14 protein-coding genes are annotated in these 12,021 nt (G+C 68.0%); 8 read left to right on the plus strand and 6 right to left on the minus strand.

Features of this window, described 5'->3' with window-relative positions:
* Position 1: 1 nt before the first annotated feature.
* Both ETD86_RS18490 and ETD86_RS18495 read left to right on the plus strand, forming a co-directional pair.
* Positions 2-727: a DsbA family oxidoreductase gene (locus tag ETD86_RS18490; protein ID WP_138667403.1), complete on the plus strand. Its 726-nt coding sequence runs from the start codon at positions 2-4 to the stop codon at positions 725-727.
* 79 nt (positions 728-806) lie between these two features.
* Positions 807-1,487, plus strand: coding sequence for an SDR family NAD(P)-dependent oxidoreductase (locus tag ETD86_RS18495; RefSeq protein WP_138667404.1), 681 nt, complete (start codon positions 807-809; stop codon positions 1,485-1,487).
* A 360-nt stretch (positions 1,488-1,847) separates the two neighbouring features.
* On the opposite strand, the gene ETD86_RS57030 is transcribed toward ETD86_RS18495, so the two are convergent.
* Positions 1,848-2,159: a site-specific integrase gene (locus ETD86_RS57030; RefSeq protein ID WP_211370137.1), complete on the minus strand. Its 312-nt coding sequence runs from the start codon at positions 2,157-2,159 to the stop codon at positions 1,848-1,850.
* A gap of 71 nt (positions 2,160-2,230) precedes the next feature.
* Here ETD86_RS57030 and ETD86_RS18505 point away from each other — a divergent pair, with 71 nt between their 5' ends.
* Complete coding sequence (locus ETD86_RS18505) at positions 2,231-2,968, plus strand: VOC family protein (RefSeq protein ID WP_138667405.1); 738 nt, start codon at positions 2,231-2,233, stop codon at positions 2,966-2,968.
* Between the two features lie 179 nt (positions 2,969-3,147).
* Here the strand turns inward: ETD86_RS18505 and ETD86_RS55200 are convergent, their stop codons facing one another.
* A complete protein-coding gene (locus ETD86_RS55200; RefSeq protein WP_170223140.1) occupies positions 3,148-3,303 on the minus strand; it encodes a hypothetical protein in 156 nt (51 codons plus the stop codon).
* Between the two features lie 176 nt (positions 3,304-3,479).
* Between ETD86_RS55200 and ETD86_RS59150 the strand changes: the two genes are divergently transcribed.
* Together ETD86_RS59150 and ETD86_RS18510 are read left to right on the plus strand one after the other, a co-directional pair.
* Positions 3,480-3,602 (plus strand): hypothetical protein, encoded by a 123-nt coding sequence (locus tag ETD86_RS59150; protein WP_281286928.1) that lies wholly within the window; start codon positions 3,480-3,482, stop codon positions 3,600-3,602.
* Between the two features lie 318 nt (positions 3,603-3,920).
* Complete coding sequence (locus ETD86_RS18510) at positions 3,921-4,928, plus strand: RNA polymerase subunit sigma-70 (protein ID WP_138667406.1); 1,008 nt, start codon at positions 3,921-3,923, stop codon at positions 4,926-4,928.
* 170 nt (positions 4,929-5,098) lie between these two features.
* On the opposite strand, the gene ETD86_RS18515 is transcribed toward ETD86_RS18510, so the two are convergent.
* Positions 5,099-5,683, minus strand: coding sequence for a dihydrofolate reductase family protein (locus ETD86_RS18515; protein ID WP_138667407.1), 585 nt, complete (start codon positions 5,681-5,683; stop codon positions 5,099-5,101).
* A 53-nt stretch (positions 5,684-5,736) separates the two neighbouring features.
* Positions 5,737-6,552, minus strand: a complete 816-nt coding sequence (locus ETD86_RS18520; protein WP_138667408.1) for a class I SAM-dependent methyltransferase — start codon at positions 6,550-6,552, stop codon at positions 5,737-5,739.
* Positions 6,553-6,631: 79 nt separating this feature from the next.
* Here ETD86_RS18520 and ETD86_RS18525 point away from each other — a divergent pair, with 79 nt between their 5' ends.
* The 3 genes from ETD86_RS18525 to ETD86_RS18535 all read left to right on the plus strand — a co-directional run bounded on the left by ETD86_RS18525 (position 6,632) and on the right by ETD86_RS18535 (position 9,907).
* On the plus strand, positions 6,632-7,114 hold the full coding sequence (locus tag ETD86_RS18525) for a GbsR/MarR family transcriptional regulator (RefSeq protein ID WP_138667409.1): 483 nt from the start codon (positions 6,632-6,634) through the stop codon (positions 7,112-7,114).
* 436 nt (positions 7,115-7,550) lie between these two features.
* The gene (locus tag ETD86_RS18530) at positions 7,551-8,741 is read left to right on the plus strand and encodes a DUF4158 domain-containing protein (protein WP_138667410.1); all 1,191 of its coding nucleotides are present in this window, start codon (positions 7,551-7,553) and stop codon (positions 8,739-8,741) included.
* A 71-nt stretch (positions 8,742-8,812) separates the two neighbouring features.
* Positions 8,813-9,907 (plus strand): hypothetical protein, encoded by a 1,095-nt coding sequence (locus ETD86_RS18535; RefSeq protein ID WP_138667411.1) that lies wholly within the window; start codon positions 8,813-8,815, stop codon positions 9,905-9,907.
* On the opposite strand, the gene ETD86_RS18540 is transcribed toward ETD86_RS18535, so the two are convergent.
* The gene (locus ETD86_RS18540; protein WP_211370138.1) at positions 9,885-10,631 is read right to left on the minus strand and encodes an ABC transporter ATP-binding protein; all 747 of its coding nucleotides are present in this window, start codon (positions 10,629-10,631) and stop codon (positions 9,885-9,887) included. The genes ETD86_RS18535 and ETD86_RS18540 overlap by 23 nt on opposite strands.
* Positions 10,632-10,828: 197 nt before the next feature.
* Complete coding sequence (locus ETD86_RS18545; protein WP_246147985.1) at positions 10,829-11,722, minus strand: alpha/beta fold hydrolase; 894 nt, start codon at positions 11,720-11,722, stop codon at positions 10,829-10,831.
* Positions 11,723-12,021: the final 299 nt, after the last annotated feature.

A 12,021-nucleotide genomic window follows, 5' to 3' on the forward strand; every position in this document is an offset into this window, starting at 1 on the left:
CATGAGAGTCGAGATATGGTCCGAGATCGCCTGCCCCTGGTGCGGCCTGGGCAGCCACCGCCTGGACCGCGCCGTGGAGCGGTTCGAGCACGGCGCCGAGGTGGAAGTGATCCACCGCTCGTTCCCGCTGAGCGACGGTTTCACCGTCGGCAGCACGATCAGCGTCCGCGAGGTCCTGTTGCGGAGGTACGGCCTGGCCGGCGCCCGCCTGGAGGCGTCGACCCGCCAGATCGAGGCGATGGCCGAGCAGGAGGGCCTGAGCCCCTACCGGGTGCTGGACCATCAGGTCGGCAACACCCGGCTTGCCCACGAGTTCCTCGCCCACGCCTCGGCGGAGGGCAAGAACCGCGTCGCGTGGAACGCGATCTTCCGGGCCTACTTCGGCCAGGCTCGGCCCGTCTTCGACCTCGACGATCTCCTCGGCCTGGCCGACGAGATCGGCCTGGAGCGCGAGAAGACCCGGCGCGTGCTCACCGAGGGCCGCTTCGGGCGGCAGGTCCAGGACGACATGGAGACGGCGCAGCGTCTGGGGGCCACCGGCACGCCGTACATCGTGGTCGACGGCCGATACGCCCTTCCTGGAGCGCAGGACACCGACACCCTGCTCGGCATCCTGCGCCAGGTCTGGGACGAGACCCACCCGACCGTTCTCGTCGCCGACAACGACGCGGCGATCTGCGGCCAGGACGGCTGCGCGGTTCCCGCCGACCACGTCGCCCACGCCTGATCTAGACACCTGATCCACCCGCCAGCCGGGCGTCCGCTCTCCGCATGTCCCGGCGGTCACAACACGAAAGAGACCTCACGTGCCCACTCTCGCCATCGTCGGCGCCGGCCCCGGCATGGGCCTGGCCATCGCCCGCACCTTCGGCAACCGCGGCTTCGACGTCGCTCTGATCGCCCGTACCAAGGAGAAGCTGGAAACGCTGGTCGCCCAGCTCGGCCACGAAGGCATCACGGCCGCCGCGTTCCCCGCCGACATCCTCGACCGCGCCTCACTGACCGATGCCCTGGACGCGGCCAAGGCGCGCTTCGGCGGCATCGACGTACTGGAGTACTCGCCGGCCCCGCACTCACCGGTGCCCGGCCTCACCCTGGCCGCTCCCTCGGAGGTCACGGTGGACAATCTGCAGCCGATGATCGAGTACGCCTTCTACGGCGCCATCACGGCGGCCCAGGCGGTGCTGCCCGCGATGCGCGAGGCGGACGCCGGAACCCTGCTGTTCACCGCGGGCGGCGGTTCTGTGGACCCGGTGCCGATGTTCGGCAACGTCAATCCGGCCCAAGCAGCTCTGCGCAACTGGGTGATCAACCTCAACAAGGAGCTGGCGGGCAGCGGCGTGCACGCCGCGCACGTGGCGATCAACGTCTGGATCGGCGGGGGCGGCCCGGACGGCAGCCCGACGGCCACGCCCGAGCAGATCGCCCCCCTGTACTGGGACCTGCACGAAAACCGCGACCGATCCGAGGCCATCTTCAACGCCTGACCGGCCGGCCCGGCCCGCTCCCGGGAGGGGTCATTCGACCCCGCGATTATGGACAAAAGGGAGCAACGCTGCTGCCAGCAGGGGCCCGAACGCCCTCGTGGTTCTCCACCGGGCCTGCCTGCGAGCATGGAACGATGACAGTCGTCGAACCGCAGCCGATCGATCATCAACGAGCGCGTCCGAATTAGCTTTCCGTCGGCCCTCACCCTTCAGCACCCTTCAGTTCTCGCTCAACGACCCTCCAGAATTCACGAACCTACGGGGGATGCAGGCAGGGCAGGATGGGGCGGTGCCGGTGGCCCAGTGCACGCACTCGTTGGCGCCGCCCTCGGAGGTGACGCGGCCGTACCGGAATTCCAGCTACAGGTCCTCGATGTTGAGGGAAAGGATCTCTTCGGCGCGGGCGGCGGTCTCGTACAGCATCCGCCACAGAACGCGTTCGCGCAGACCGCGCTGGTTGTCGGTGAACAGCTTGTCCAGGCGGGAGCGCGGGATCGAGCAGTCGCCGCGGCGGGCGGGCTTACGCCGCTCCCATCGGCCTTCCGGGTTGGTGGCGAGGATCTCCCGCCGCCCGGCCCAGGCGGTGACGAGGTCAGCGCGGACAGGTGCCCGTTCCAGGCCACGGCGGCCGCGCTGGTCCATCGCCGCGGCGTAGTCCTCGGGCGTGAGCATGGCTGCAGCCCGATTCCCGGCGAGCGCGGTGAGGCGCGGTCCCTCATCTACCTGGGCCTACGATGGGCGGCATGGCACTGCGACCTGTTCAGGTGAACTTTAAGGCTCGGGATGACTCGACGCTCGGCCGGTTCTGGGCGGACGCGCTCGGTTGGGGTATGTCCAGCGAGGGACCCGGCGTGACCAACCTCGAACCCGAGGGCTTGGACTGGCCGGACCCCGCCGGCTTCTACATCGATTTCGTCACCGTCCCGGACCCCGAAACGGTGAAGTACCGCGTGCACCTCGAACTCGCCACCACCTCGGCGGCCCATCAGGCCGAGTTGGTCGCGCGCCTGAAAGAGCTCGGCGCGACACCCGCCGATGTGGGCCAGGGCGACGTCCCGTGGACGGTCCTGGCCGACCCGGAGGGCAACGAGTTCTGCGTGCTGGAGCCTCGGGAGATCTACCGGGACACCGGGCCCATCGCCGCCGTGGTGGTCGACTGCGCGGACCCGCGAGCCATGGCCCGGTTCTGGGACCAGGCGATTGACTGGACCCTGCACGAAGTGAGCGACGATCACGCGATGCTGCGCTCCGCCGAGGGCGTCGGGCCGTATCTGGAGTTCCTTCGCTCCCCCGGCGTGCAGACCATGCGGAGCCGCGTCCATCTCGACCTGCTGCCGTACCCCATTGACGACAAGGAGGCGGAGGTGACCCGGCTGCGGGCACTGGGCGCCACCAACAGCGACGTCGGCCAGGGCGATGTGCCGTGGACGGTCCTGGCCGACCTGGAGGGCAACGAGTTCTGCGTCCTCGGCAAGCGCTGACGCGGAGCTTCTTCACCTGCGGGTCGTACAACGGCTCCTCAGCGGCGTGGTCGGGCATCTTCCCGTGCAACGAGGCCATCGCCGTCTGGCCTGCGCTGTCCTGACGTTGGCCTGCGGCGAGCGGCGGCCGTTGTCGGCAGCGAGGTAGGGCCAGATCCGCTTCTCGCCCGTGAAATCGGTCAGGCGTTCGTGCGTGGCAGGTGGTCGGGGAGGTCGGTGAGCCGTTCGATGCGGAGCACCGTCTTGTCTGGTGTCGGCGATGGTCCACCGGTGACGAAGTAGATGCCGCGGTCCAGCCAGATGCCGGTGAGCCCGGCGAGGGCGGCTGCGTTCACGTAGCTTGGCACGCTGCTGCTCGGGGTTCCCATTGGTGAGAACGGTCAGACGCGGTCGTCGGGGAAGCGCCGTCCTCGCCGGCGTGGGTGAGTCGGGAATGGCGCAGGTCGTGCAGATTCCAGCCGTGCCGCCTAAGACTAAGCCTAAGAGTGGTCCAGGAAAGGGCGGTGGCGCGATGACCTCGCGGTCGGACCGCGAGCTGCTCAGCTGGAGTCCGGCCAGCGAGGCCGAGGAGCGCGCCGACATGAAGCAACTCCAAGCTCAGCGCGACGCTGTGAGCGCGCCACCGCCGGTCTGAACCGTCGGTTAGGCGTCCTGTCCGACCTCGGCGAGGCCGCGCGGGTGACTGACCTCGCCGAGGCGGCGTCTGGTTTGGCATCGTGGTCGGAGGCGCGCCGATGCGGCCCCTAAGTAGCAGGCGCCGAAACCAACGCTTGGCCGTGCTGGCCCCACCTCGACATCGAGGGTGTGCCCGACCCGGAGCACGTACCCTGGATCGACCCCGACCCATCCGGTCTGGCGAACGGCCCAGTGTCAGCGGCTTCACCGATCAGAAATCCTCCGCCACGCCGTCAGTTCTGTCAGCCCTCTCGCACCGGTGGAAGGATTGATGACCATGACCGACGCCAGACTGCTGGGCGCCGACGAGGCCACGTTCATCGCGGCGGTCCGCTCAGGCGACACGGCGCGGTTCGCACTCATCACGGAGCGCCACCGGCGTGAGCTGCAGGTGCACTGCTACCGGATGCTCGCCAACTACGAGGACGCCCAGGACATGACGCAGGAGACGTTCCTGCGAGCGTGGAACAAGCGGGAGTCGTTCAAGGGTCACGCTGCGCTGCGGACCTGGCTGTACCGGATCGCGACGAACGCCTGCCTTGACTTCCTGGAGAAGCGCAACGACCGCACACCCGTGCCTGCCGAGCTGCCGGGCGGGGGCTCGGAAGTGCACTACCTGCGGCCCTACCCGGACCGGATGCTCCCGGAGGACCCGCAGGAATCGGTGGTGGCGCGGGAGACGATCGAGCTGGCGTTCATCGTCGCCGTGCAGCATCTGCCGCCGCGACAGCGGGCGGTGTTCATCTTGCGCGATGTCCTCGGCTGGCCGGCGTCGAAGGCCGCCATCGCCCTCGAACTGACCGTCGCATCGGTGACCAGCGCGCTGCAGCGGGCGCGCGTGACGATGCGCGAGCAGCTGCCCGACCGTCGCCTCGACTGGCGGAGCCCTGCCACGCGCGAGCTGTCGGATGACGAGCGCAGCGTGGTGAAGTCGTATATGGACGCCCATGAGCGCAACGACCTCGACGGGCTGATGGCCCTGCTGCGCGACGACCTGCGTTTCACGATGCTGCCCGATCCGGGCACCTTGGTCGTCACGGCCAAGGACGCGGTGGACGGCTGGGTCTCCAGTGGGCTCTTCCAGCGCGGCTACGACGACTGGCGCTGCATCGCCACGACGGTCAACCGCATGCCTGCCGCCGTGCTGTACCTCCGCAGCCCCGGCGACCCGGAATACCGTTTGTTCGCCATCGCGGTCCTGCACATCGTCGACGGGAAGATCGCCGAGCTCACCGGATTCGACGCCACCGACAAACCATGGCTGAGCCTGCCCGCGACGCTGTGATCAGACAAGTACGCATCGTCGACGAGTCCAGCGCACGGGCAGGCGGCACCGTTTGTTCTCATCTTCAGCGAGTCGGTCAACAGCTCACTCGAAACGCTCGCCGATGGTCACGGTGAGCACGCCAGGAAGGCTTTCGACCTGGCCTGACGAGCCGAGCATGTGGCCCGTGCTCATCGCCTCCTCTCGTATCGCGTCATCACCATGCCGCCGGGAAATGTCCGCGTCTCGACCAGGTTCAGGTTCACCCAGCTGTCCAGCGCGGTGAAGAACGGCGTGCCGCCGCCCACCAGGACCGGATGGGTGACGATCGCGTACTCGTCGATCAGCCCGGCCCGCATGGCCGCCCCGGCGAGCGTCGCGCCGCCGATGTCCATCGGGCCGCCGACCTCGGCCTTGAGCCGGGTGATCTCGGCGACCGCGTCGCCAGTGATCAGGCGGGTGTTCCAGTCGACCTTGTCGATCGCCGATGAGAACACCACCTTCGGCATGTCCCGCCACAGGCGCGCGAACTCGATCTCCGCCTGGGTGGCGTTGGGCTGCTGGTCGCCGGTCGGCCTGTGGGAACTCATCGCTTCCCACAGCTTGCGCCCGTACAGCGACAGCTCGCTCGCCCGCATCTGTTCGTACCACCACTGGAACAGCTCGGCGCTCGGCGATGAGTCCGGTCCGTCCCCTCCGCTCCAGCCGAGGTCGTCGCCGGGCGCGGCGATGTAGCCGTCCAGGGTCACGTTCATGCCGAAGATCAGTTTCCGCATCGTGCCAGCCTCCCGTGAGTCGATCTCACACGTACAGACGGGCGCGGCCCGTGTCAGAAGCGGAACCGCACGATGCGGGTGGACCGCTTCATGCCCGGCAGCAGATTCATGATGCGGTACATGCGGCGTACATTCGCGGGCGCCTTGGCCATCAGCACCGGCGAGTCGTTCATCGGCGCCTCATCGACGTATTCGAGCCGCGGGTGCCAATCGGCCAGCTCTGCCGGGTCGTTGAAGCCGCAGTGGAACTGGGCGCCGTACTTGCGCAGCGTGGGATCCCATTTCGAGGTGCGCCACGCCCAGACTGCCACCGTGTCGAACTGTATCTGTCCAGCGGGAAAGGCATCGACGACGCTGACCAGCAGCCGCCGGACGTCAGTCTCGGTCAGATAGGGCACCAATCCCTCGGCGATCATCAGCACCGGCCGGCCGCGGGGAATGCGTTCCAGCCAGGTCAGGTCGGTGACACTGGAGTCGATCAGGGTGTAGTGCTCGCGTGGCGGCAGGAATTGCCGCCGCAGGTCGATGACGGATCGATAGTCCAGGTCATACCAGTCGACGGTGGCGGGCGGGTCGATCCGGTACACCCGGGCGTCGAGACCGCAGCCCAGGTGCAGCACCACCGCGTCAGGGCGATCGGTGAGGAAGCTTCGCGCCCAGTCGTCGTGGGCCTTGGCGCGCACCACGGCGACGAGGCCCATCTGGCTGGTGCCGAATCTGCGCTTGTCGTAGCCGGGGTCGAGGCGGCGCATCGCCTGCTCGGCGTACTCGTCACCGAGGATCGGGTCCGGTAGTCGGTTGTCCAGCGCTTTGGCCTTGAGGACGGGGCTTAGGGCCTGCTGCACTCCGACGAGTTCCGTGTCTCCCATACAGCTACACTAGACTCATTTCATAAATTTCGTGAAGTTCGCGGACACTTCAACAATCAAGGGCAGATAGGGAGCTTCGGTGACACGAGGGGACGAGAATGCCATTGCCGGCTACCAGGAACGGTTCGCGCAGATCATGGTCGAATCCGGCATGCCCCGGATGGCCTCGCGCGTATACGCCGCGCTGCTGGTCACCGACTCCGGCAAGCTGTCGGCCGCCGAACTCGCCGAGCGACTGGGCGTCGGCGCGTCAGCGATCTCGGGGGCGGTCAAGTACCTGGTGCAGGTGCGGCTGGTCGAACGCGGCCGCGAACCCGGTAGCCGACACGACTTCTGCCGCATCCACGAGCACACCTGGAGCCACTACATCAGCCAGTCCGACCCTGTGCTGGTCCGGCTGCAGGAAGGCGCCGGCGAGGGCATCGCGGTCTTGGGTCCCGACTCTCCCGCCGGACGGCGGCTGGACGAGACCCGACGGTTCTTCGCGTTCGTACGCGAGGAGATCAAGCGGTCGATGGCGAAGTGGCAGCAACTCCAGGAAGCTGAACGCGAGCCCGGTTAAGGAGCGCGCGGTGAATTCGCTAGTGGCGCGAGCGTTCGCGGCCGTGCCCGTCCCATGGATTCCGGAGGTCAGGACCATATCCGTTGGATTTCCATCAGTCCGGGCCCCCGTCAGGAAGCGGTGTCATCTTCTGGACGCAGGACGGCGGCGTCCGCGTGGTGAACCTGGACGCCGTTGCCCGGTCGTAGAAGGCATCGACAAACAAGGCCCCTCACTCGGGTCGGCGCCAGCAGGGGCAAAGTAACTCAGTGTAATCACTGTTTGGGTAGTTGGTAGGCCGATGGCCGGCCCCGATGCAGGGGAATGTGACGGAGTGTTGCATTTCAAAGCCGGTACGTCATGATCGCGGGTCCGCTATACCGGTCGGTAGCCGAACGGTTACAAACCATGTTTCTCCTGACTTCAGCGAGATCGCGGAGAAGTAGGGGTGCGGGGCATGCGGCGCGAGTGGGAGCTAGAGGACCTGATCGAGTGCTGGACGCTGGATGAGGAGGAGTCAGCCTTACTGGCGAACAAGTCCGGAACGACGCGGCTGGGGTTCGCGTTGATGCTGAAGTTCTTCGAGCTGGAGGCGCGCTTTCCCCGGCGCGAGGACACCCCGCGGGCCGCGGTGGACTTCATGGCCGGGCAAGTCAAGGTCGAGGCGGCCTTGTTCGCCTCATACGACTGGTCGGGGCGCACCATCAAGGACCACCGGGCGCAGGTCCGGGAGTTCCACGACTTCCGTGAGCCGACGCTGGGCGATGAGGACAAGCTCGCCGACTGGCTGGCCACCAAGATCTGCCCGGTAGAGATGTCGCGGGACCGGCTGCGCGGCGCGCTGCTGACGCGCTGCCGCGAGGACCGGATCGAGCCACCGAAGACGACCCGGATCGAACGCGTTCTGAGCACCGCCGAGGCGATGTCCGAGCGGAACTTCACCCACACCACCCTGGAGCGCTTGTCGCTGGAGTCGGTGGGCAAGTTGGAGGAGGTCATCACCGCGCCCCCGCCTCCGCCCACTGTGACCTGTGAGGATTCGGCCTCAAGCCAGGGCGCTGCTGAGCAGGAGGGACGGACTCAGGCCGCCACCGCAGCAGCCGCTGATGAAGGTCGGCGGCGCGCGTTCTTGCAGGAGCTGAAGGAGGATCCGGGCTCCTTCCAACTGGACACGCTGCTGGCTGAGATCGTGAAGCTGGATCGGGTCGAGGCGATCGACCTGCCGGCCACCTTGTTCGACGGAGTCTCGGAGAAGGTCGTGGCCGGCTGGCGGGCGCGGGCGATGAAGCTGTACCCCTCCGACTTCAAGGCGGCGGAGGTGCCGATGGGCATCACCTTGCTGGCTGCGCTTTGCCACGTGCGGCAGGCCGAGATCACCGACGTCTTAGCCGAGCTGCTGATCCACCTCGTCCACAAGATCAGCGTGCGGGCGGAGAAGAAGGCCGAGGGCGAGCTCAACGGTGAGTTCCGGCGGGTGCAGGGCAAGAACAACATCTTGGTGAAACTGGCCACTGCGGCGCTGGAGCTGCCGGAGGAGATCGTCCGTAAGGCGCTGTATCCGGTGGTGGGCGAGCGCACGCTGGCCGACATCATCGCCGAGGCCAAGGCGAACGAGAAGGTCTTCAATACGCGAATGGGCCGGGCATAAAGGTTGCTAAGACAGGTGGTGACCTTGGAGGCTCTCCTTGCCGACGCGTGCGACCTTCCAGGAGTGCCCCTGTGATCATCGAGGATCTGTCCGAGCCGGAACTCGCCCTCTGGGAGGCGTTTCCCACAGCGCGCCCTGTGGATCTTCCCGGCACCCCCGTTCGGGCTGCGATCATCGCAAGGATGCTGCTCGGCGCCCGGGAACGCCTTGCAGGGCAGACGCCCGGCATGCACCTGTCCGGCGCCCGGATCACCGGCCGATTGGACCTGTCGTACGCCGAGGTACAACATCCTCTGATCTTGACCAAGTGCGAGTTCGAGGAAGCGCCGGTCTTCACCGGAGCCCGCACTGGCCTGGTCGACCTCGCTGCCTCCCGGGCGCCCGGACTGCGGGCCGTAGACGCTGTGATCCGCGGGGCACTGCGCCTGGAAGGCTGCGAGATGGCCGGCCCGATCCAGCTCACCGGGGCCCACGTGTCCGGGACACTGAATCTCAGCGGCGCAGCGATCCACGCACTTCAGGCGGTCCATGCCGACGGCCTGATTGTCGACCGTGATCTTCTGTGCGCGAACGCCGTCATCGACGGTGAGTTACGCGTTGTTGGCGCCAGGATCGGCGGGACGATGACCCTCGATGGCGCACGGGTCGGGCGGTCAGGCGGCTTCAGCCTCACCGCCGAGGGGGTCGTCATCGACGGCGGGTTGTCGTGTGCCCGCGGTTTCCGCTCCTGGGGGGAGCTGAGCGTGCAGGACGCCCGGATAGGGCGCCGGTGCGTCTTCAGCGGAGCCCAGCTGTCCAACCCGGACGGCATCGCCCTGAACGCGGAGAGACTCAGTGTCGAGGGCGGGCTGCGCATCGATGACGGCTTCTCTACCGAAGGTGAAGTCCTTCTGCGCGGAGCCCGCGTAGCCGGCTCGCTCCGTTTCGCGCAGGCGGGCCTCGCCAATCCGGGAAGACGCGCGCTGAACGCGCCGCTGATGGAGATCGGCAGCGGACTGCGGCTCACACCGGGTTTTGTGGCGAACGGAGAGGTCTTTCTGGACTCCACCCAGGTCCGCGGATCGGTCAACCTCGACGGTGGGACGTTGTCCAACCCGGGTGCGACGGCGCTTTCCCTGCGTCGGCTGGGGGTCACCGGCAGGCTCAGCTGCAGCGAAGGCAGGTGAGCAGCAGCCCGCCGCCGGGGGCTGGGCCGGGGTGGTAGTCGTGGGCGTGGAGCACGTCGTGGGCCTTGGTGTCGTCGCGGGTGGTGATGTTCAAGCGGCGCCCTAGGTGCTGCTCCAGGGCGTCGGTGTCGTGCTCGCCGAGCAGCCGGCCGTGGTGGATGATGCCGATGCGGGTGGCCAGGCGGGCGACCTCAGTCAGCAGGTGGCTGGACAGCAGCACGGTGGTGCCGTGCTGGTGGGCCAGGCCGGCCAGCAGGGTGCGGATCTCCACGACGCCGGCGGGGTCCAGGCCGTTGACGGGCTCGTCCAGGATCAGCAGGTCGGGGGCGTGGATGAGCGCTTTGGCCAGGGCCAGGCGTTGCAGGTTGCCCATGGACAGGGTGCGGGCGCGGCGGTCGGCGTACGGGGTGAGGGCCAGGCGTTCGATGACCTCGTCGGTTCCTCCTGGCAGGCGGCGCAGCCGGCGTACGAGGTGCAGGTTCTCCCGTACGGTCAGTTCGGGGTAGGCGACGGGTACCTCGACCAGGTAGCCGACCCTGGCCCAGGCCGAGCGCTCGCCGGCCGTCACGGCGGCACCCAGCACGCTTACCGATCCGGCGGTGGGGGCGATCATGCCGAGCAGCATGCGGATCAGCGTGGTCTTGCCGGCGCCGTTGAGGCCGAGCAGGGCGTAGATCTGCCCCGTTGAGGCCGAGCAGGGCGTAGATCTGCCCCTGCTCGACATGCAGGCTGACGTCGTCGACCGCGGTGACGTCGCGGTAGCGCTTGACGACCCCGTCGACCTCGATGACCGGCATCGCTCCACCGTCGTTCTTGTGTGCCTGATTTGACGCTTCTTGATGGCTTGCCCGGCAGGTGTGCCGGAGCCTGGCCGGCAACTGCTGTCGGCGATTGCTGTCGCCGATCGACTGCGGTGCCCCGCTAGGCGTTCACGTGCCCGCCAGCGGTGTGGTGGTCGGTGAGGAGGAAGGCGCGTATCTGGGCGGCGATGGCGGGGTAGTCGGGGGCGAACCAGATCATGTGGCTGTCGGCGCGGCTTTCCACCAGTTCGGCCCGTGGCATCGCCGCGGTCAGGGATTGGGCGTGGGCGACGGGCACCGAGCGGTCGTTGCGGGTGGCGATGACCAGGGCGGGCTGGCTGATATGCGCGGTGCAGTCGGCCACCGGGAGCATGTCGGCGACGAAGCCGCGGCCCGAGCGCATCGAGGTGTACAGGCCGGTCAGCGTGGCGCGGTCGGCGGCGCTCAGCTGCGCCAGCACCTGGCCGACGGGCAGCAGGGACAGGTCGCGGGTGAGCAGCCGCAGGGCCTGCCCGGGCGCGAAGCGGATCGCCGCGCGCACGAGTGCCCAGGTGACGGCTTCGACCGCCGGGTGGAACAGGATCCGTCCGCCGAGGTGGGTGCGCCGGTCGGGCCAGGGCAGGAAACCGACCGGGCTTTGCAGAATCACCCGCTGCACCAGGTCGGGATGGCGGGCCGCCATGGTCAGAGCGGTACGTCCGCCGGCGGAGATGCCGACCACCGCGGCCACCTGATCGACTCCCAGGTTCCGGCACAAGCGGGCCATGGTGTCGGTGAAGTCCGTCACGGGGGCAGCCCCGGTCGATGGCCCGGTTAAGGGTGTGCGCCCGTAGCCGGGACGCGAGGGAATGAGCACCCGCAATCCCGCATCGGTGAAGACGTCCTCACCGAGGGCCAGCTGCGCCCGCATGTGGCCGCCGTGGAAGAGCAGGACCGTGCCGGGGCCGTCGCCGTGCATCCGGTATTCCACCGTCTGCGCCCCAACGCGGGCCAGGGTCAGACCCCGCTCTCCCACGGGGGTGAGCCGACGTGCACGCCGGCCCGTTCGCGTCGCAGTGGCGTCTGTGATCTCGTCTGCACGGTGCTGTCGCGGGATACCGCTCATCTGCGTCTCCGGGGTCGTCGTATCGGACCTTTGCCGACCAGACTTCCCGGCGCACCAGGTTCACCGTACAACGGCTTCACCCGTCGAGGGGAACACACTTCCCTCCCCCTCGGCCCCGTCGGTTCACACGGTCTCGCGTTCGGCGGCATGCGGTCTCTGATCGCATGAGGGGTTAGCTGCCATCAGCCCTGACCTGCCATCGTCGTTCC

Origin of the sequence: Nonomuraea turkmeniaca, assembly GCF_005889735.1 — a bacterium.
In the GTDB taxonomy this organism is placed as follows: domain Bacteria; phylum Actinomycetota; class Actinomycetes; order Streptosporangiales; family Streptosporangiaceae; genus Nonomuraea; species Nonomuraea turkmeniaca.